The sequence below is a fragment of the Stenotrophomonas sp. LGBM10 genome (assembly GCF_046736075.1).
Taxonomy (GTDB): Bacteria; Pseudomonadota; Gammaproteobacteria; order Xanthomonadales; family Xanthomonadaceae; genus Stenotrophomonas.
Genome location: NZ_CP177163.1, coordinates 1,306,885 through 1,327,526 on the forward strand (window position 1 = coordinate 1,306,885; position 20,642 = coordinate 1,327,526).

The 20,642-nt window shown below is 69.5% G+C and carries 15 protein-coding genes; 2 read left to right on the forward strand and 13 right to left on the reverse strand.

Annotation, left to right across the window (positions count from 1 at the left end):
* Positions 1 to 58: 58 nt before the first annotated feature.
* From ACLB90_RS05510 to ACLB90_RS05560, 11 genes are all read right to left on the reverse strand, one after another.
* Complete coding sequence (locus tag ACLB90_RS05510) at positions 59 to 1,780, reverse strand: BatD family protein (protein WP_411851981.1); 1,722 nt, start codon at positions 1,778 to 1,780, stop codon at positions 59 to 61.
* On the reverse strand, positions 1,777 to 3,504 hold the full coding sequence (locus ACLB90_RS05515) for a vWA domain-containing protein (protein ID WP_411852703.1): 1,728 nt from the start codon (positions 3,502 to 3,504) through the stop codon (positions 1,777 to 1,779). Before ACLB90_RS05515 ends, ACLB90_RS05510 begins: the two co-directional genes overlap by 4 nt.
* Positions 3,501 to 4,520 (reverse strand): vWA domain-containing protein, encoded by a 1,020-nt coding sequence (locus ACLB90_RS05520; protein WP_411852704.1) that lies wholly within the window; start codon positions 4,518 to 4,520, stop codon positions 3,501 to 3,503. The genes ACLB90_RS05515 and ACLB90_RS05520 overlap by 4 nt, the downstream gene beginning before the upstream one ends.
* The gene (locus ACLB90_RS05525) at positions 4,520 to 4,975 is read right to left on the reverse strand and encodes a DUF4381 family protein (protein WP_411851982.1); all 456 of its coding nucleotides are present in this window, start codon (positions 4,973 to 4,975) and stop codon (positions 4,520 to 4,522) included. The genes ACLB90_RS05520 and ACLB90_RS05525 overlap by 1 nt, the downstream gene beginning before the upstream one ends.
* Positions 4,972 to 5,901, reverse strand: coding sequence for a DUF58 domain-containing protein (locus tag ACLB90_RS05530; RefSeq protein ID WP_411851983.1), 930 nt, complete (start codon positions 5,899 to 5,901; stop codon positions 4,972 to 4,974). Before ACLB90_RS05530 ends, ACLB90_RS05525 begins: the two co-directional genes overlap by 4 nt.
* 4 nt (positions 5,902 to 5,905) lie before the next feature.
* Positions 5,906 to 6,937, reverse strand: a complete 1,032-nt coding sequence (locus ACLB90_RS05535; RefSeq protein WP_411851984.1) for an AAA family ATPase — start codon at positions 6,935 to 6,937, stop codon at positions 5,906 to 5,908.
* Between the two features lie 138 nt (positions 6,938 to 7,075).
* Entirely contained in the window at positions 7,076 to 9,058 is a 1,983-nt protein-coding gene (locus ACLB90_RS05540; protein WP_411851985.1) for a type IV pilus secretin PilQ, read from the reverse strand.
* A 20-nt stretch (positions 9,059 to 9,078) separates the two neighbouring features.
* Positions 9,079 to 9,615, reverse strand: coding sequence for a pilus assembly protein PilP (locus tag ACLB90_RS05545; protein WP_411851986.1), 537 nt, complete (start codon positions 9,613 to 9,615; stop codon positions 9,079 to 9,081).
* On the reverse strand, positions 9,612 to 10,289 hold the full coding sequence (locus tag ACLB90_RS05550; protein WP_411851987.1) for a type 4a pilus biogenesis protein PilO: 678 nt from the start codon (positions 10,287 to 10,289) through the stop codon (positions 9,612 to 9,614). Before ACLB90_RS05550 ends, ACLB90_RS05545 begins: the two co-directional genes overlap by 4 nt.
* Entirely contained in the window at positions 10,286 to 11,164 is an 879-nt protein-coding gene (locus ACLB90_RS05555; protein ID WP_411851988.1) for a PilN domain-containing protein, read from the reverse strand. The genes ACLB90_RS05550 and ACLB90_RS05555 overlap by 4 nt, the downstream gene beginning before the upstream one ends.
* On the reverse strand, positions 11,164 to 12,222 hold the full coding sequence (locus ACLB90_RS05560) for a pilus assembly protein PilM (RefSeq protein ID WP_411851989.1): 1,059 nt from the start codon (positions 12,220 to 12,222) through the stop codon (positions 11,164 to 11,166). The genes ACLB90_RS05555 and ACLB90_RS05560 overlap by 1 nt, the downstream gene beginning before the upstream one ends.
* A 223-nt stretch (positions 12,223 to 12,445) precedes the next feature.
* Here ACLB90_RS05560 and ACLB90_RS05565 point away from each other — a divergent pair, with 223 nt between their 5' ends.
* The gene (locus ACLB90_RS05565) at positions 12,446 to 14,866 is read left to right on the forward strand and encodes a penicillin-binding protein 1A (RefSeq protein ID WP_411851990.1); all 2,421 of its coding nucleotides are present in this window, start codon (positions 12,446 to 12,448) and stop codon (positions 14,864 to 14,866) included.
* Positions 14,867 to 14,979: 113 nt separating this feature from the next.
* Complete coding sequence (locus ACLB90_RS05570; protein ID WP_411851991.1) at positions 14,980 to 15,627, forward strand: hypothetical protein; 648 nt, start codon at positions 14,980 to 14,982, stop codon at positions 15,625 to 15,627.
* A 107-nt stretch (positions 15,628 to 15,734) separates the two neighbouring features.
* On the opposite strand, the gene ACLB90_RS05575 is transcribed toward ACLB90_RS05570, so the two are convergent.
* A complete protein-coding gene (locus ACLB90_RS05575; RefSeq protein ID WP_411851992.1) occupies positions 15,735 to 19,856 on the reverse strand; it encodes an ESPR-type extended signal peptide-containing protein in 4,122 nt (1,373 codons plus the stop codon).
* A gap of 58 nt (positions 19,857 to 19,914) precedes the next feature.
* Entirely contained in the window at positions 19,915 to 20,622 is a 708-nt protein-coding gene (locus ACLB90_RS05580) for a pilus assembly protein (protein ID WP_411851993.1), read from the reverse strand.
* Between the last annotated feature and the right edge of the window lie 20 nt (positions 20,623 to 20,642).

The window sequence follows — 20,642 nt, forward strand, 5'->3', positions numbered from 1 at the left end:
TTCCTCTGAAAATAGTGAATCAGCTTAGCAAAGCCGGCCCGGCCGGCACGGGGATGCCTCACCGCGCCGACGGATAAAGCGGTGCCAGGCCATTGTTTTCCGCGGCAGCCACCGGTCGCCAGTGCGGTCCGTCATGGAACGCCCGGCGCAGCGCCTGGCGGGCCGCCGCCACGTCGCCGCCCTGGCCACCCCAGCGCGCGCGCTGCATCTGGACCAGGGTGGCACGCTGCTCGGGGTCGGCCAGTTGCTCCAGCACCTGCTCCAGGGTCTGCACCCCGGCCATGCCGGCCAGCACCGCCACGATCTCATCCAGGCCCTGCACATCCAGCGCCTGGCGCAGCGCGGCCGCCGAGGGCCGTGCGGCCGCAGGCGACGCGGCCGGCCGGCCGGGGGCGGTCGGAGCGTGGCCGCGCCGGCGCCAGGCCAGGCCCAGCGCGATGGCCAGCGTCGCCAGCCACAGCACGGCAAAGCCGGCGGCGGCGGCCATCCAGCCCCACGGCCGGCCCGCGCCCTGCACCGGCAGGATGGGCACGGCGGTGGAGGGCGCGGCGGTACTGCCGGGCAGCGGCGACAGCGTGTCCAGGGCGATCGGTGCCGGCGCGCCGGCGGCGCCGGCACCGGCCCCTGCCCCCACCTGCAGCGCCAGGTCGGGCAGCGTGGCGGTGCGCGCCTGCCCGGCCTTCACGTCCCACCAGGCCATCTTCAGGCCCGGCACCGTCAATGCGCCGGGCTCACGGGGCACGATCGCGTAGCGGCGCGTCAGCTTCAGCTGCGGCGTGGTGCCGCTGAAGGTCTCGTCGTACTGCGGCGGCTCGGCGAAGACCTGCGCGGCCGGGCCGACATCGGGCACCGGCAGCTCGGGGAACTGCGCCCGCGTGGCGCCCAGCGCGGTGGCCTCGACCACCACCGTGGCCGCTTCGCCCGCGCGCCCGGTGCCGGGTGCGGCGGTGTAGCGCAGGCGCAGGTCGTGCAGCGGCAGCCACGGCTGCGGCGCGGCGGCCGGCTGCGCCTGCACCTGCAGGGTCCGGTCCGGTGCCCGGGCCCGCAGGCGCCCGTCGCCGCCGAACATGTCGTCGAAGAACCCGCCGGCACTGCGGCCATCGAAGCGGGCACCGGCCAACGCCAGCGCGCCGCTGCGCTCGGGAATCAGCAGGAAGCGCCGCTCGACCATGTTGTAGCGGCGCCCGTTGACCTCGCGCACCAGGCTGCGGTCCTCACCGACCCGCTGCAGCGACGCGCCGTCCGGGGTATCGAGCACCAGCTCGCCGGACACCAGCTGCGAGGCGTAATACAGCCGCACCACCACCCCGACGCTCTGCTGCACGTACGGCGTGGTGTCGTCGACCTCGGTTTCCAGGAACACCGCCCCGGTGCCGCGCGCGGCGCCCGGATCGGCGGCGCCGGCACCCGCCGCGACCTGCAGGGTCAACGGCGGCGTGCTGCCGCTGCCGACCCGCAGCGGCGGAATGGTCAGCGTCCCGGTGCGGCGCGGCGACAGCGCGATGCCATGCAGCGTCCGCGAGGTCATGTCACCGTTGCTCCACTGCACCTGACGCCTGCTGGTCTGGCCGCTGAGGTCGAAGTCCGCGCGCAGCGGCGCGTAGTCCGGTACGGCACCGGCCTCGTCGGACTGGATGTTGAGGGTGACCGTGCCGCCGTCCTCGATGCGGTCGCGGTCCAGCCAGGCACGGGGCTGCTGCGCCTGCGCGGCGAACCCGATGCACAGCAGCAGGGCCAGAACCGCGCGCAGCGCGCGGTGCGTGGGGGAATGGGCTTTCATCGTCCTTCCTGTTTCCTGCGTTCGTTTTCCAGCTGGAACTTGGCGCGCAGCAACGCGCCCGGATCGTCCGGCACGCGCCGCATCCAGGCCTCGACGGCCTGCCGCTGTTCGCGCTGTTCGGCCGTCTGCGCACCTGCGCGGGCATCACGCTGCGGGCCATCGCCGGCCTGCGGCTGCCGCTGCAGGGCCTGGCGCATGCGTTCGCGCTGGGCCGCATCGGCCTGCTGCTGCGCCGCCGGATCGGCATTGCGTGGATCGGCCGGCGTGTCCGCCTTGCCCGCCTTGCCCGGCTGGGGCGGCGCGGCAGGATCGGGCTGGCCGGGTTTTCCGTCCGCGTCCTGCGGCTGCCCCTGCCCGGGCGAGGGCTTGCCTTGCCCGGGCTGCGGCTTGCCCTGGTCCGACGAAGAGGACGGCGGGGGTTTGCGCTTACGCGCCGCGTCGACCGCGGCTCGGTTGGCGACCGCATCGGCCATGCCGGGATGCTTGGCCAGCGCGCGGTCGTAGGCGTCGATCGCCGCGTCGTACTGCCCTTGCCGGGCCAGCGCGTTGCCGAGGTTGTACCAGCCGGCGTCGGTATCGACGCCCTCGAACTGCGCCTGGGCGGCACTGAAATCGCCCCGCCGGTACGCATCCACGCCGGCGGCGACCTGCGCCTGCTGCACCTGGTCCGGCCGCTTCCACAGCGTGGGCGGGCCATCGGCCGCGTACGCGGTGGACGGCACTGTCATGGGCAGGCCCGCACACACCAGCACCAGTCCGAGCAGCGCGCGGCGGCGGAACGCCAGCAGCCCGATCAGCAGCAGCGGCGGCAGCAGCCAAAACCCCTCGTCGCGCCAGGCACGCCCCTCGCCTTCCCGGCTGTCGCCCGCGCTGGTGCGCGGGGTGAGCACGCCGAGCGATCGAAGGTCGCCATCGTCGCTGGCGACGGGCGCGTAGGCACCACCGCCCGCCGCCGCCAGCGCCCGCAGCGAGGCGGCATCCAGGCGTGCCTGGGCGATCTGCCCGTTATCGGCGCGGTAGGCGGCTCCCGCCGCGGTTCCCAGGCCCAGCACCGAGACGTGGATGCCCTGCGCCGACGCAGCGGCAGCCGCCCGCGTGGCATCGGCGTCGGCCTGGTCGGTGAGCAGCAGGATGTCGCCGCCGCGCGCGCCGGACTGCTGCAGCAGCTTGACCGCCGCCTCGATCGCGCGGTCGGCGCGCTGTCCGTCGCGGGGCATCACGTCCGGGGCGAGCGCATCGAGGTAGAGCGCGATGTTGGCCGTGTCGGCAGTCAACGGCGCCACGGTGAAGGCGTCATCGGCATACGCCAGCAGCGCCACCTCCCCCCCCTGCCGTTGCCGCAGCAGCGTGGCCAGCTTGGCGCGCGCCTGCAGCAGCCGCGAAGGCGGCAGATCGGTGGCGGCGATGCGTGAGGACAGGTCCAGCACCAGCACCAGCGGCGACGGACTCTGCCACAACGGCTGCGGCACCTGCCGCCACGAGGGCCCGGCCAGCGCCAACACCGCCAGGGCAACGCCACACAGCAGCAGCACCAGGCCCGCGCGCCCTCCCCGCCCGCCTGCCACCAGCAGGTGCGGCAGCAGGTGCGGGTCTACCGCCTGCTGCCACCCGCTGCGTCGCCGGCGGCGCCACGTCCACAGCACCGCGATCACGGGCAGGGCCAACAGCGCCCACAGCGCGTCGGGGCGCAGGAAATGCAGCATGGTCCAGTCGATCAGGTTCATGCCCACCGCCTCGGCAGCAGCCAGGCCAGCCCGGCCAGCAGCAGCGCCACGGCCAGCGGCCATGCATACCGTTCAATGCGCGGGCGCACCGCCGGGCCGGCAGAGGTCACCGGCTCCAGGCGCTCCAGCTCGGCATAGATGCCGGCCAGTTCGTCGGTGTTGCGTGCGCGGAAGGAGCGCCCGCCGGTGAGCGCGGCGATCTTCTGCAGGGTGGCTTCGTCGACCGGATCGTCGCCTGTGGCGATCTGCACCCCGAACACCTTCAGCCCGCCATCGCCGCCGAACGCCACGGTGTACACCCGCACGCCCTCGGCCTGGGCCAGTTCGGCCGCGCGCAGCGGCTGCAATACGCCGGCATTGCTCACGCCATCGGTCAACAGGATCAGCACGCGCTGCCCCTGCGGTTGTTCGCGCAGGCGCTTGACCGACAGTGCGATGGCATCGCCGATCGCGGTTTCGCGCCCGGCCAGACCGACCACACTGCCGTCGAGCTGTTCGCGCACGCTGGTCAGGTCGGTGGTGAGCGGCGTGAGCGTGAAGGCGCGGTCGCCGAAGATCAGCAGCCCGACCCGGTCGCCAACGCGGCGATCAAGAAAGTCGGCCAGCACGGCCTTGGCCGCCGTCAGGCGCGGCACGACCTGGTTGCCCAGGCGCATGTCCGGCTCGCCCATGCTGCCGGAGACATCCACCGCGAGCATCATCTGCCGGCCCTGGTGCGGCGGCGTCACCGCCTCGCCCAGCTGCTGCGGCCGCGCGGCGGCCACGCACAGGCTGGCCCACGCCAGCCACAGCAGCACACGCACCAGCCCGGGACGCCGTCCACCGGCCGTGCCGGCAAGCCCCTGCAACGTGCCGACGGCATACGGCACGCGCAGCGCGGCACTGTCCTGCGCACGCAGTGGCCACCACCGCATCAGCACCGGCAACGGCAGCGCGAGCAGCAGCCAGGGCCAGGCCAGGAGTTCGGTCCACGACAACCACGACAGCCACGCAGGCAGAGGGGCGGCGGCGATCATCATGTGCGCACCATAAGATCAAGGAAACGCGCACGCGCCAGCGCGCGCAGCTGCCCCACCTGTGCCGGGTCGACCTGGGCGCGATACATGCCGTCCAGCAGCAGGCGTCCGGCCCCGTCGGAGAAGGCACGGCTGCCGGGCGGATCAAGGAACGCCAGCCATTCCGTGCCGTCCAGAAGTTCGGCGCCGCGCTGGCGCTGGCGCGCGGCACGGCGCAGCAGTTCGGCAATCGCCGCGACTTCGGCCACCGGGCCATCCGCCTCGGCCAGCCGCGCGTCGAACAGGGACAGCCAACGCGCACGGCGACGGCGACCCCGTTCGCGCCACGCCCACCATCCGGCCAGGACCACGGCCACCGTGCCCAGCACCAGCCACCAGCCCAGCGGCAGCGGCCACAGTGGCGGGAACGGTGGCAGGTGCACATCGCGCAGCGGCAGCGTGCCGCCCGTGCTCATGCCACCACCGCCGACGGCACCACGCCGAGCCAGCTGTCGCTGGGATCGTCGGTGGCAACCACGTGCACCTGGATGCGCCGCGCCGTCAGCGCCTCGCGCAGGGCATCCAAGGGCGCCACGAACTGCGCCAGCCAGCGCGCGCGCACCGCGTCGCTGCCCAGGTCCAGTGACACCCGCTGCCCGCCGGCAAGGAAGGCCAGCGGTGACGCCGGCGGTGCCAGTTCCAGCGGGTCGACCAGCAACACCAGCACCACCTCGTGATGCAGCGACAGGGCGGTCCAGCGCGACACGCTGATGCCTGCGGCCCGGCCCGGATCGGCCAGTACCACCACGCGCGCGCCGGGACGCAGCAGCCGCGTCGCCTGTTCCAGCGCGCGATCCAGGCCGGCATCGTCGGCCGGCGGCTGCGCGTACCAGCGGGTCAAGGCATCCAGGACGCGCAACACGCCGCGCGTGCCGCCCGCCGGGGCGATGGGCGCTTCGCGCAGGCTGCCGCGCACGGCGGCCAGGCGGTCGCCCTGGCGCTGCGCCAGCCACGCCGCGACGGCACCCACGCGCGCGGCCTGAACCGACTTGAAGCGCACCCGCGTGCCGAAATACAGCACCGGATCGGTATCGGCCACCAGCAGCGTCAGGCGCTCCCGTTCGGCCTGGAACAGCTTGGTGTGGGCGCGGCCGCTGCGTGCGGTGACACGCCAGTCGATGTGGCGGGCGTCGTCGCCAGGCACGTATTCGCGCGATTCGGCATATTCCATGCCGCGCCCGCGTGCGGGCGACGGCGCCTGCCCGGCATGGCCCATGCGGCCGCGCCGTGGCGGGCGCAGACGATGGGCGCTGCGGCGCAGCGCGACCAGCTCAGGCAGGGTCGGCTGCAGGCCGTCCCCGTCCAGTACCGGGGCCTGGGTATCCACGACGGCGTCCTTCATCGGCTCACGGTGCCGGCACGCGGGCCAGCAGCTCGGCGACCAGGCGGTCGCCATCCCAGCCTTCGGCCGTGGCTTCGTAGCTGGGCAGCACGCGGTGGCGCAGCACGTCCGGCGCCACGCTGCGCACGTCCTCGGGCGTGACGAAGTCGCGGCCGGCCAGCCAGGCGCGCGCGCGTGCGCAGCGCTCCAGGGCGATGGAGCCGCGTGGGCTGGCGCCCCACGCAATGCGCCGGGCCAACGCCGGGTCGTAGCGTGCCGCATCGCGCGAGGCCAGCACCAGTTCAATCAGGTAGCGCTCCAGCACCGGCGCCATGTGCAGCGACAACACCGCCCGACGCGCGGCGAACACGTCGTCCAGCGGCATCCGCGAAGGCGCCGCCACCGGGAGGGCAAGTGCTTCGCGGGCGCGTTCGCGGGCCAGGCGCAGGATCTCCGCCTCTGCGTCGGAGTCCGGGTAGCCGATACGCACGTGCATCAGGAAGCGGTCCAGCTGCGCTTCGGGCAGCGGGAAGGTGCCTTCCTGTTCGATCGGGTTCTGCGTGGCCATCACCAGGAACAGCGACGGCAGCGGATAGGTGTGGCGGCCCACCGTGACCTGGCGTTCGCCCATCGCCTCCAGCAGCGCGGACTGCACCTTGGCCGGGGCCCGGTTGATTTCGTCGGCCAGCAGGATCGGATGGAAGATCGGCCCGGGCACGAACTCGAAGCGCCCTTCCTGCGGGCGCCAGATCTCGGTGCCGGTCAGGTCGGCCGGCAGCAGGTCCGGGGTGAACTGCACGCGCGAAAAACCCGCCTCCAGGCGCGCGGCCAGGGCACGGATCGCGGTGGTCTTGGCCAGCCCGGGGGCGCCTTCAACCAGCAGGTGACCATCGGCCAGCAGGGCGATCAGCAGGCGCTCGACCAGCGCACGCTGGCCGACGATCTCGGCCGACAACGCATCGCGCAGGCCGGTGAACGCGGCATGCAGGCGATCGCCGTCTGCGTCGGAGGGGGAAGGAGGGGTGTCGAACTCGGGCATGGGAGGGGGCAGATTCATGGCATCCGTATGACCCACGCAACAGGCGTCAGGTTCCATTGCCATGATGGCAGGCCGGACGGTGCCATCGCATCAAGATTGGCTGAACGCAAAAAGGGCCGCACGGGGCGGCCCTTTTCACCTGACGTGCGGCGGACCTCAGTTGGTCTTGGCCACGCGCAGGACCTTGGGGGTCACGAACACCAGCAGTTCGGCCTTGTCCTTGTTGCGGCTGCGCTTCTTGAACAGGTTGCCCAGGAAGGGCACATCGCCCAGGAACGGCACCTTGTTGATGCTGTTGCGGTCGGTGAACTCGTACACGCCACCGATCACCACGGTCTGGCCGTCCTCCACCAGCACCGCGGTGTTGACCTCGCGACGGTTGATGGTCGGCACTTCGCCGTAGCCTTCCAGGCGGATGTAGCGCTCGACTTCGTCCTTCTTGACCGCCATGTTCAGGAACACGCGGTTGTCGTTGGTGATGGTCGGGGTGACCTTCAGCTCCAGCACCACTTCCTTGAACTGCACGTTGGCCTGGGCCGCACCACCGACACCACCGCCGCTGATGGTCACGTAGCCGATTTCCTTACCCTGCTTGATCAGCGCCTCGCGCTGGTTGGTGGTGACCACGCGCGGGTTGGAGATCACTTCGCCGCGCTCTTCCTGCTGCATCGCCGACAGTTCGACGTCCAGCAGGTAGCCCGCGTTGAGGATGGACAGCGCCAGCGAACCCGGGTTGCTGGCCGCAGCCACGGCCGAGTTCCAGTTCAGCAGCCCGGTGCTGATCTTGTCCGGGGCGCGTACCGGCACGGCGCCGGTCCGGCCGCCGGCGATCCACTCACTGACGGCCTTGTTGTAATCGTAGTTGTTGGTGGCCTGGTTGGTGATGTTCTCGTGGTTGGTCTCGGTCTGGCCGCCGAAGAACACGTTGTCGCGGTTGCCGGTGATGCCGAACTTGGCGCCCAGCTCGCGCGCGAAGGTGTCGGTGGCGATCACGATGCGGCTCTCGATCAACACCTGGTCCACCGGACGATCGATGACATTGATGAGTTCGCGCATGCGCGCGACCTTCTTCGGAATGTCGCTGATCATCAGCGTATTGGTGCGCTCGTCGGCCACGATGCGGCCGCGCGAGGACAGGAAGCCACTGTCTTCCTGACCGCTGTTGCCGCTGCCACCACCACCACTGCCGCCACCGCCGCCGCCGATGCCCTTGGCTTCGGTCAGCGCTTTGAAGATCTGCGCGGCATTGTGATAGTTGATCTGGATGTAGTCGGTGATCAGGTCTTCGCGGTTCTCGATCGCGATCCGCGCGTCTTCCTTGTCCTGCTCGAACTTGGCCAGCTCCGGCTGCGGCGCAACCCAGATCACCCCGCCATCGCGGCGCTTGTCCAGGCCCTTGGCACGCAGCACGATGTCCAGCGCCTGGTCCCACGGCACGTTGATCAGACGCAGGGTGACGTTGCCTTCGACGCTGTCGGAGGCGACCACGTTGAGGTTGGACTCCTCGGCGATCAACTGCAGCACCGTGCGCACCGGCACGTCCTGGAAGTTGAAGGTCACCGGCTTGCCGCTGTACCCGCGCTGGCCCACGGCCGCGGCGGCCTGGGTCACGGTGGTGGCATTGATCGCGCCGGTGGCCGGCATGGCCTGGCGCGGGCTGATCTCGACCACGTACTCGTTGCCGCTCTGGTATGCCAGCGACTCGAAGGCGGTGTTGGTGTTGAGCACCAGCTGGGTGCCACCACCGTAAGGCTTGGCATCGATGCGCTGCACCGGCGTGGCGAAGTCGGTCACATTGATCGGCTTCTGCAGGCTTTCCGGCAGGCGCGCGTTGCCAACGTCGATCACGACGCTGTTGCCCTGGCTGCGCAGGTCCGGATTGGCCCCCTGCCCGTCGAACTGCAGGATCAGGCGACCGGCGCCATCGTCGCCGCGCTTGAAATCGATCTTGGCCACCGACAGCGACGCCGGGGCGGTAGCCGCCGCAGGCGTTGCCACAACCGCTGGGGCCGTGGTGCCGGTTGGCGTGGCCGCCATCAGCGTGCCATTGGCCACCATGAGCGCGACTCCCAGCGCGCACAGGTGGATCCGCTTCTGGCGCCGGACCGGACGCAGCCGCATGGCATTGGAAAAGGTCATCGTGCTATCCCCGTAAGCAATCATTGATCTTCAAGTGCGAGCGTTGCCGGCCGTTCCAGCCAGCCGCCTGCACCATCGGGCACAAGTTCAATCAGTTCGATCCGGTCCTCGTAGACCCCGGTCACCCGTCCGTCGCTCTGCCCCAGATACACGCCCGGACGCACCCGATAGGTGACTTTGTCCGGCGCCATCACCAGCGCGACGAGCCCGCCATCGCGGCCGATCGAACCGACCATGTCCAGGCTGTCCAGCGGGAAGGCTTCCAGCGGCTCCTTGCGGCGGTTCGGATCCGGGCGCAGGCCCGATCCGCCCTGCGGATTGGTCCAGGCATCGGTGAACGGATCGCGCATCCCCTGCGCGGAGTACTCGAACGTTTCGAACTGCTGCATCACCGGCAGCGGCTCCAGCGGCGGTGCCGGCCGGGCGCGCACGTCGGCTACCCACTTCTCCAGGTTCGGCGCATCGCCGGGCGTGCTGGTCACGCCGCGTGCGCAGCCTCCCAGCAATACCGCCGCCAGCAGTACCACGCAGACCCGTGCGGTCGTCCCCAGGCTCATGGCGTGCCTCCGGCCTTGGCTGCCTTGTCTTTCTCGGCGACAGCCTTCTCCTGGGCTTCCATCTCCACGTCATCCAGGTAACGGTAAGTCTTGACCGTACCGGACAGCTCCAGCGCACCGCTGCGGGCGGTGATGCCGGTCTTGGGGTCCTTCGGCTTGAGGTTGATGTCGTGCATGGTCAGGATGACCACGCGCGGCAACGATGCCACGCCGCTGACGAAGGCGCCGAACTGGTGGTAGCTGCCCACCATGCGCAGTGCGATCGGCTTCTCGGCGTAGAACTCCCTGGGCGCCTCCGCGCCGGGCTGGAACAGCTCGTTGGACAGGCCGCTGGACAGCGCGGTCTGCGAGATGTCGATGATCAGGTCCGGCATTTCGGTCTTGCTCGGCAGCTGGCGCAGCATCTGCTGCAGCACCTGCTCCATCTGGGTCAGCTGCTGCTTGAGCGGCTCCAGGTTCACCGCACGGCCCTGTTCCTTCTCGAACTCGGCGCGCAGTTCACTCTCGCGCTGTTCCAGCGTTCCCAGCTCCTCGCGCTTGCCACTGATCAGGACGAACCACGCCATGATCACGATGAACAGCGCCAGCAGCGCGCAGAACACCACCTTGGCCTTCTGCGGCCAGTTGCCGATGTTGTTGAAGTCCAGCTCTTTCAGATTGACTTTCTGGCTCATGCGGCCCCCTTCTGTGCCGGGGACGGCGCAGCCGGTTGTGCGTGTGGGGCGGTCGGTGCGATGCGGCTGCCGGACGGCTTGGCCGGAGGGGCGGCATCGGCCGGGGTCGATGCAGGCGCTGCGGCGGGCGCAGCCGGTGCGCTGGCAGGCGGGCTGCCAGGTGCAGCGGCCGGGGTGCCGGCAGCAGGTGCCGGCGCCGGTCCCGGCGACAGCGGCGCGACGGCCGGCGCGGCCGGATCGACGGCAGGGTCAGTGCCGGTAACGGCAGGCGACACCGCATTCGGATCGCTCTGGGCCGGCAGCGTGACCTTGACCTCGAACATGTAGGGCAATGCCTTGATGTCCGCGACCGGACCCACCGGCGGCGCGCCGTCCTTCTCCTTCTCCGGCGCCTTGGCCTCGATGATCGACAGCTCCGGCTTGGTCATCCAGCCCGAGCCTTCCAGGTTGCGCATGTAGGCACTGACACGCGCGTTGGACTGCGTGCGGCCTTCCAGGGTGAGGATGTCACCTTCCTGCTTCAGGGCGGTCAGCACCACACCATCGGGGATGGTCCGGACCAGCGCGTCGAACAGGTGCACCATCTGCGAGCGCTTGGCCTGCAGTTCCTCGATCACCTTCTTGCGCGCCAGCAGACGGTCCTTCTGGCGATCCAGGCGCTCGATCTCCTTGTTCTGTTCCTTGACCTTCTCGATCTCGGCCTGCAGGAAGGAATTGCGATCCCCCTGCCCGGTCACCTGACGGTCGTAGTAGAACCAGATCAGCAACGACAGCAGCACACCGCCAATGGCGGCAAAACCCAGCATGGTGTAGAAGTCGCGCTGGCGTTGCTTGCGCCGTTCGGCGCGCCAGGGCAATAGATTGATGCGTGCCATCAGTCGAAGCTCCTCAGGGCCAGACCCGTGGCGATCATCAGCGCCGGGGCATCCTGGGCAAGCGCGTGCGCCTGCACCTTCGGGCCGAGCGTCATCTGTGCCAGCGGGTTGGCCACGATGGTGGCCACGCCCAGCTGTTCTTCCACCATCTCCGGCAGACCGGCCAGCGCCGCGCACCCGCCGGCCAGCACGATGTGGTCGACACGGTTGAACTCGCTACCGGCATAGAAGAACTGCAGCAGGCGGCTGATCTGCTGGACCGTGGCTTCCTTGAACGGCTCCAGCACTTCCATCTCGTAGCTTTCCGGCAACCCGCCCTGGCGCTTGGCCAGGCCGGCTTCCTCGTAGGTGAGGCCGTACCGGCGCATCACTTCATCGGTGAGCTGCTTGCCGCCGAACACCTGTTCGCGGCTGTACAGGCTGCGCCCGCCACGCAGGACATTGAGCGTGGTCATGGTGGCACCGATGTCCACCAGCGCCACCACGCCATCGCTGGCCACCGGCAGCTCGCTGGCGACCAGGGCGAAGGCGTTCTCGACCGCGAAGGCCTCCACGTCCATCACCCGCGCGGTCAGCCCGCCCAGCTCCAGCGCCGACTGGCGCAGCTCGACGTTCTCCGAACGCGACGCCGCCAGCAGCACCTGGACCATTTCCGGGTTGTTCGGAATGGCGCCCAGCACTTCGAAATCGAGGTTCACTTCCTCGATCGGGTACGGGATGTAATTGACCGCCTCGAGCTCGACCTGGGCTTCCATGTCGTTCTCATCCAGATCGGCCGGCATCGGGATCAGCTTGGTGATCACCGCCGAGCCTGCCACGGCAGCGGCGGCATGCCGGGCCTTGGTCCCCGAACGGTTCACGGCGCGTCGAATGGCCTCCCCGACCGCTTCGACCTCGACGATGTTCTTTTCCACCACCGCATTCGGCGGAAGTGGTTCCACGGCGTAATGTTCCACGCGAAAACGGTTGCCACTGCGTGAAAGCTGCAACAGCTTTACCGCAGTCGAACTGATGTCGACGCCAATAAGCGGCGACTGGCTCTTTGGGATAAGCCCCACGGTTTCTCCCCTGCCGACGGGCACTTGGACGCATAACCTGCGCCCGCGCATTAATAACGTTTTTTTTGCAAACCGCAACCGTCACGCTGTGAAACGAGCACTACGGCACGTTTCACGCATCCCCAGACGGTGAACGAATTGCTCTCCCCGGGAACAACCCCAGCCGTTCCCTTGCGTAATCTATACTCTGCGACCACGAAATTCGCAATCGGAATCTGTCCTGATGACACGCTTACGCCGTTGGCTGCGCTGGATGCTGGTGGCGTTCCTGGTCCTGGCATTGATTGGCGCGGCGGTTGCCGGCGGCCTCTACTACGCCGTGTCCTCCAAGCTCCCCGACGTGCAGACGCTGCGCGACATCGAGCTCCAGGAACCCATGTATGTGTATGCCAGCGATGGCAAACTGATGGCCGTGTTCGGCGAGACCCGCCGCAGCCCCGTCGAGATGAAGGACGTCCCGCTGCGGTTGAAGCAGGCCTTCCTGGCCACCGAGGACGCCCGCTTCTACGAGCATGGCGGCGTGGACTACAAGGGCATCGCCCGCGCGGTGTGGCTGCTGGCCACCACCAACGACAAGCGCGTGCCCGGCGGTTCCACCATCACCCAGCAGGTCGCCCGCCAGTTCTTCCTGAGCTCGGAGTACAGCTACACCCGCAAGATCTCGGAGATCCTGCTGGCGCGCAAGATCGAGCAGGAGCTGAGCAAGGACGAGATCTTCGAGCTGTACCTGAACAAGAGTTTCTTCGGCAACCGCGCCTACGGCGTGGCCGCAGCGGCCGAGTTCTATTACGGCAAGAAGCTGGCCGAGCTGGACCTGGATGAAATGGCCTCGCTGGCCGGCATCCCCAAGTTCCCCTCCAGCGGCAACCCGCTGAGCAACCCCGAGCGCGCCCGTGAGCGCCGCGACTATTACGTTCTGCAGCGCATGGCCAGCCTGGGCTTCATCACCCAGGCCGAGGCCGACGCCGCCAAGGCGGTGCCGATGCACGCCAGCGCGCACGAGCCGCCGGTGCAGGTCGAGGCCCCCTATGTCGCCGAACTGGTGCGCCAGGAAATGATCGCCCGGTTCGGTGGCGACGCGGTCAACAAGGGCTACCACGTCACCACCACCATCAATTCCGACCTGCAGACCGCCGCCAACATCTCGGTGCGCGACGGGCTGTTCGCCTACGACCACCGCCACGGCTGGCGTGCGCCGGAGAAGCAGGTCGAGCTCGGTGCCGGCGACGATGCCGCCGCCCTGGCCGAACACGTGCGCAAGATCCCGGTGCAGTCGGTGCTGCTGCCGGCCATCGTGGCCAGCACGGCCGCCGATGGCAGCGCCACCGTAGTGCTGGCCAACCGCCGCGAGATCGTGCTGCCGGCCTCGGCCGCCAAGTGGACCGGCAAGACCCCGGCCAAGCTGGTCCAGCGCGGCGACATCGTCCGCGTGCGCCCCGGCGCCAAGGAGGGTGAGTGGCTGCTGGACCAGGTCCCGCGTGGCCAGTCCGCGCTGGTCTCGCTGGATGCAGAAAACGGGGCCCTGAAGGCGCTGGTCGGCGGCTTCAGCTTCTCGGGCAACAGCTTCAACCGCGCCACCCAGGCGCGTCGCCAGCCCGGGTCCAGCTTCAAGCCCTTCATCTATGCCGCCGCGTTCGACAAGGGCTTCAACCCGGCCTCGATCGTGCTGGACGCCCCGGTCGTGTTCCGCGACCGCCGCGGCAAGACCTGGTCGCCGCAGAACGACGGCGGCGGCTTCCGCGGCCCGATGCGCCTGCGCGAAGCGCTGGTGCAGTCGCGCAACCTGGTCTCGGTGCGCCTGCTTGATGGCATGGGCGTGGATTACGCACGCAAGTACATCAGCGAGTTCGGCTTCGCCGAGGCCGAGCTGCCGCCGAACCTGTCGATGTCGCTGGGTACCGCCTCGCTGACCCCGCTGTCGGTGGCGCGCGGCTACGCCGTGTTCGCCAACGGCGGCTCGCGCGTGGACACCTGGCTGATCGACCAGGTCACCGACCGCGACGGCAACGTGGTGTTCAAGGAGAACCCGGCCGTGGCCTGCCGCGACTGCGCTGGCACCAGCGGTGGCGCCCCGGCCAGCCAGGTTGTGGACGGCTTCAACTTCGGTGCCGCACCCGCTGCCAATGCCGCACCGGCAAAACCGCAGCAGGCCGTGGCCGAGGCACCGCGCCCGGTCAATCCGGATGCGAAGGTCGCCCCGCGTGCCATCGACGCCCGTACCGCCTACCAGCTGGTCTCGATGATGCGCGACGTGGTCCAGCGCGGCACCGGTACCGCCGCCAAGGTGCTCGGCCGCGAGGACGTGGGCGGCAAGACCGGCTCCACCAACGACCACCGCGATGCGTGGTTCTCCGGCTTCGGCGGTCCGTACGCCACTACCGTGTGGGTGGGCCGCGACGACTTCCGCTCGCTGGGCTACCGCGAGTACGGTGGCCGCGCCGCCCTGCCGATCTGGATCGAGTACATGCGCGCCGCGCTGAAGGACACCCCGATCGCGCAGAACGAGCCGCCGTCCGGCATGGTCCAGGCCACGCTCAACGGCGCCACCGAATGGGTCAAGGTCGAGGACATGGACAAGATCGAGGAATACAGCTTCGACACCCATGCACCGCAGGCCGACGACGCCGCGTTCGACATCTTCTGATCCACCGCGATGCCCGGGGCCGCAGCAGGCCCCGGGATTCCGCATTGCAGCCGCCTACCCCGTTGTCACATCGCGGGTGTACAGTCGCGTGCAGGTCGCCAAGGAGCACGGTCATGCATCGAGCGCGTCAGCATGCAGCCACCCAGACCCGCGAACGCCGCCACCGGCTCGCCCATGAAGCCGCCCGCCTGATGGCCGAGGGCGGCATCCGCGACTACCACCAGGCCAAGCTCAAGGCCGCCGCACGGCTGGATATCCACGACGATGCGTCGTTGCCACGCAACGCCGAGATCGAGGATGCGCTGCGCGAGTATCAGCGCCTGTTCGCCGGCGCCGACCACGGCACCCAGTTGCGCCAGCGACGCGAAGCCGCGCTGCGCGCGATGGAGTTCCTGCACGGCTTTGCACCGCGCCTGTGCGGTCCGGTACTGGACGGCACCGCCGATACCAACAGCCCCGTGCAGGTGCAGGTCCACAGCGACGATGCCGACGCGGTGCAGCGCTTTCTGGAGGAACACGGCATCCCGGCCGAATCGCGCATGCGACGGCTGCGGCTGGACCGCGAGCGCAACCTCGACGTGCCGGTGTGGGTGTTCAGCGCCGAAGACCTGACCTTCGACATCGCGGTCCTGCCCTACGACGCGTTGCGGCAGCCGCCGCTGTCGGCCATCGACGAGAAGCCGATGCGCCGCGCCTCGCAGGCCCAGCTGCGCGACCTGCTCAGCCAGGACGAGATCGACAGTTACCTCGGCGGCGCCTGAGCGGCCGCCCAGACCGGTGACGCGGAAACGAAAACGCCCCGTGCGGCGAACCGCACGGGGCGTTGATCAACCGGGGCGGCCGGACGGCGCCGCCCCTGCTGAAGGACTTACCAGCCCACGCCGAAGCCGACGCCCAGCGTGCGTTCGCCGCTGTTGGTGAACGCGCCGTTGAGGCTGAAGGTGGCCGAGCCACGCTCGTTGAGCACGCGCTGGTAACCCACTGCCAGCGCCGACTCGCCTTCGGCATGGCCCACACCCGCGCCGAGGCGGTTGTAGGTGTTCAGGCCGGCGGTGTTCATCGCCATCGCCGCCTGCGCACTGCCCATCGCCGCCATCCGGTTCAGACGCTTGTCCATGCGGTCCAGCTTGCGGTCCACGCCGGCCATCGCCTGGTCGGTGTACGCGTTGGCCTGGTTGACCGCCTCATCCACCGCACGCGAGTCCACCGCCGGCGGCGGATCATCGGCCGTCGGGCCCGGCTTCGGCGCGTCGGCCGACGCCACGGCAGGCGCGTCCTTGGCCGGCGTTTCCGGCACCTGCGCATCGGCCGGTGCCTCGTCCACTGCGGTGTCGTCCACCGACGCCTGCCGGTTGTCGGCCGCCGCCGGTCCGTCGATCTGCGACTGCAGCCCATCGATGCGACCGTTGATCTGCTCCTGCACCGCATGCAGCTGCCCACCGTTGACCGCATCGCGGCTGCCCGGCGCGATCATGCCGTTGGCCACGTTGATCAGCATCGCGCCACCGAAGTCGACCGCACCGCGGTTGGCATCGAAACGCACGGCGGTGGCATCGCTCGCTGCACGGGCCTGGTCCAGCGCGTGCAGGCGTTCGCCCACCGCATCGAGGCCGTGCTGCGTGCCGGTCACCTCGGCATCCAGCGCGCCCAGCGCATCACCGACAGTGCCGTGCGCCACGCCCTGCACGCTGTACGACGGGGCGATCACGCTGCCGTCTGCAGCAAATCGGGCGCCGCCACCGAGCGCGTTGATCACACCGGCGAGCTGATCCACGGTGGTGAGGTCACTGCCTTGGATACCGTTGGCTGCGTTGGTGACGCGACGTTTGAGCGTGCCATGCCCCAGCGAGACCTCGTTGGGGCCTTGAGCGACTGACCAGGCACCAAGAGCAACGCTCTGGCTCGCTCCTTCGCGCACCTCTGCAGATGATCCGAGAGCGACGCCATCAAGTACGTGGACTTGTGAACGCGCGCCCAAGGCGAAGCCGTTCTCCGCCTCCTCATGAACCAAGGCCGCCCGCCCCAGCGAAACGGAGTTTTTTCCTCTTGCCTGCGCAAAGCTGCCCACCGCAGTTGCGCCCTCGCCCATCGCCAAGGTATCACTCCCCATCGCCGTAGCCAGAAGCCCAGCCTGTGCGGCCTCGCTCCATTCGTCGTACCCCACCGCCGCGTACTTGTTGGCCTCCTCCAGCACCGACACCCGCGCATTGGTCACAAACAACTGCCCGCCAGTGACCGCCTCACGGCTGCCGGCACTCAGGTCGCCTTCTGCAAGCGCGATCAGACGTCCGCCGTCGAGACTCACATTGCCCTCCTCGTCGAAGCGCACGACATCGCTGAGATCCGGATCGAAGTCGGCGAAATCGCTGCGCAGGCTGTCGATATCCTCGCGGTTGCGCGCGATCTGCGCGTTGCTGGCGAACAGCTGGCGGCCGCTGACGGCCTCGTCGCTGGTGGCGTTCAGCACACCCTCTGCCACGCCACGGATGCGGCGTGCCTGGTTGTTCTGGTTGCGCGCATCCAGCACGCCGCCGCTGTTGCCGGCTCCCAGACGCATATCGCCATCGGCGGCTGCCTGGCTGAGCAGGCCGCCCAGCACATTGGCCTTGGACTGCGCGTCATTGGCCGTGGTCTGCGCGCTGTTGGCGACGGTGTGCGCGGTATTGGCCAGCGTGGTTGCCGCCGTCACATTCTGGTTGGTCGTGTTGAGCTGGCGCCCGCTTACCGCGTCTGCACTGCTGGCACTCACCACGCCATCGGCCACGCCACTGATGCGCCGGTTGGCGTTGGCCTGGTTGCGCACGTCCAGCGTGGTGCCGGTGTTCTGCGCGCCCAGGCGTACGGTGCCGTTGGCCGCGGTCTGACCCACCAGCCCACCGAGCGTGGCGGCCGTGGCCGTCACTGTGGCGACGTTCTGGTTGGTCGCATGCAGCTGCCGGCCGCTGACGGCATCGGTGCTGCCAGTGCCGAGTGCCGCATCGGCCACGCCGGTTACCCGCCGACTGGCGTTGGACTGGTTGCGCATGTCCACCGCACCGCCGGTGTTGCTGGCGCCCACGCGAACATCGCCATTACCGGCGCTCTGGCTGAGCAGCCCGCCCAGCACGTTGGCCTTGGTCTGTGCGTCGTTGGCGATGCTGTGCGCGGTGTTGGCCAATGTGGTCGCCGCGCTCACATTCTGATTGGTGGCGTGCAGCTGCCGGCCGGTGACCGCCTCGCTGCTGGTGGTGCTCAAGCTACCGTCGCCCACATTGACGATGCGCCGCTTGAGGGTGGCATTGCCTACCGACACCTGGTTGTCCGCCTGGCTGGTCGAGCCTGCACCCAGCGCCACCGAATTGGTGTGGTTGGCCACCGCCTGGGCGCCCAGCGCCACCGCTTTGCCGTGACCTCCGGTGACGGCTTCATGCCCGATCGCGACACCGCTGGCATAGCCCCCGGAGCGCGCCCCGGTACCAATCACGACGGCATGGTACGCGTTGCCGTTGTCCAGGCCGCCCCCATCACCGATCACGATGGCGCCCTTGGCGGGCGCACTGGCCTTGCGACCGATCGCCACGGCGCCGTCACCTGCAGCGGCCGCCTCGGCCCCGAAAGCGAGGGCCGCCGCCGACAGGCGCGCCGCCAGCGCGTCGGCCTGGACCTTGGCGGCATTGGCCGTGGTGGTGACACCGGCCACATTCTGGTTGGTGGCGTGCAGCTGCTTGCCGGTCACCGCTTCGGTGCTGCTGGTGCTCAGCGCACCATCGGCCACGCCGGTGATGCGGCGGTTGGCGTTGGACTGGTTGCGCACATCCAGCGTGGCGCCGGTGTTGCTGCCGCCGAGGCGGACGTTGCCGTTGGCGGCGGTCTGGCTGATCAGGCCGCTGGCGGCATTGGCCTTGGCCAGCGCATCGTTGGCAGTGGTACGCGCGCCGTTGGCCGTGTTGATGGCACTGGTCACGTTCTGGTTGGTGGCGTGCAGTTGTTTGCCGGTGACCGCTTCGGTGCTGGTCGTGCTCAATGCGGCATCGGCCACGTTGACGATCTTGCGCTTGGTGGTGGCATTGCCCACCGACACCTGGTTGGTGGCGGTGGTCACCGAGCCGGCACCCAGCGCAACCGCGTTGCCGTGGCTGGCATTGGCCTGGGCGCCCAGCGCAACCGCCTTGCCCGAGCCGTCGGTAACCGCGTTCTGGCCGATGGCGATGCCGGCGTCATAGCCGCCGGAACGCGCGCCACTGCCGATGACGATGGCGTGGTGCGCATTGGCGTTGGCCAGCGTGCCGCCGTCGCCGATCACGATCGCGCCCCTGGCTGGCGCCTTGGCGTTGTTGCCCACCGCGATCGACGTGGTCCCCGACGCCTGCGCCCCGGCACCGAGTGCCGTGGCATTGGAGCCTTCCGCGCGGGCGCTGGAGCCGATGGCGACGGCACTGTTGCCGCTCACGCCGACGTAGCTGTTCATGCCGAGGGCCACCGCACCGGTGCCGCCTTGTGCGTCGGACCGCGCATTCCTGCCGATGGCCGTTCCGCCGCTGCCCACACTGGTGGCGGCATCGATGCCGATCGCCACCCCACCGGCATTGGCCTTGGCGTTGGCGCCGATGCCGACGCCGTCGAAGGCCGTGGTGGACCCCACGCCGATGGCCACGCCGCGGGTGCTGTTGATGGATGTGCCGCCGCCGATCAACACGTTCTGGCTGTTGATGCCGGCTCCACGCACGCCGATGGCTGTCGCGTCAAACACGTCGGCCGACAGCGGATCCTGCACGGGCCCGGGCGCCCCCGGCGCGTCGTCCTCGGCAGTGGCCGCAGGCTCGGCTTCCACCGTGTTGTCAGGGTCTGGCCCTGCCTCGGCGGCCACGGCTGGGCCGGCCAGCATCACGCACAGCGCCGCGCCGAGCACGCAGGTCGCCGAGGCCGGCTTGCCGCGCGAGCGGGTGTGCTCGCTGGCTACCGACCAGCAGCGCAGCGTGGTGTTCCAGATCAAACGGTAGATACGGTTCATCAAAAGCTCCGTGGTTGAAAAAGCGGTGCAGGCGGCGCGGCGCAGGGCCACGCGGCGCTCAGGGCAACAGGGTCTGGTGGTGGTCGCGGTAGCCGGCATGGCTGAGCCGGTAGTCGATCTCCACGCGCCCACCGGGGCGCGGCACGAACGGCAGGGTCATTGCCGCGCCCGGGTAGAGGCTGCGTTTGACCTCGTGGGACGTGCAGACGCCGCTGGCATCGCAGTCCTGGACATGATTGACGCCCAGTCGCAACGTGCCGCGGTTGACCAGGCGGTCGCCTTCCAGCTGCATCTCCACGCGCCCATCTGCAGGCAGCACGTTGACCAGCACGCCCCAGACCAGGCTCACACCCAAGGTGGCGCCAGTGCCCTGGACCGGCACTGCCGGCTCGCTGTCGTCGGGACCGCGCACGCCTTCGAAATACACGCGGAACGCGGTTTCCTCCTGGACCGGCTGCAGCGGAATGATCCGCACCAGGCGGTTGCCGCCGCCGGCGAGGCCGAACTTGCCCGGGGTGACCGCCATCACCGTGGCGCTGCCGATGGCTTCGTCGACTTCCTGCTCGTCTTCGGTCGCCGGATGCAGGATGCGTTTCACCGTGGCCTGCACGTACTGCGGCTGCGGCGATTGCGAATGCACGCGCACGGTGGCGGTCTTGCCGGCTTCGGCATGCACGCGCATCGGGTGGACGTTGAGATTGGCCAGCGCCGGGGCGGCTGGCAGCAGGGCGAGCAGAAGCACGCCGGCAAAGCAGGTCGTGGTCATCGGACGGGGTTCCAATCGGG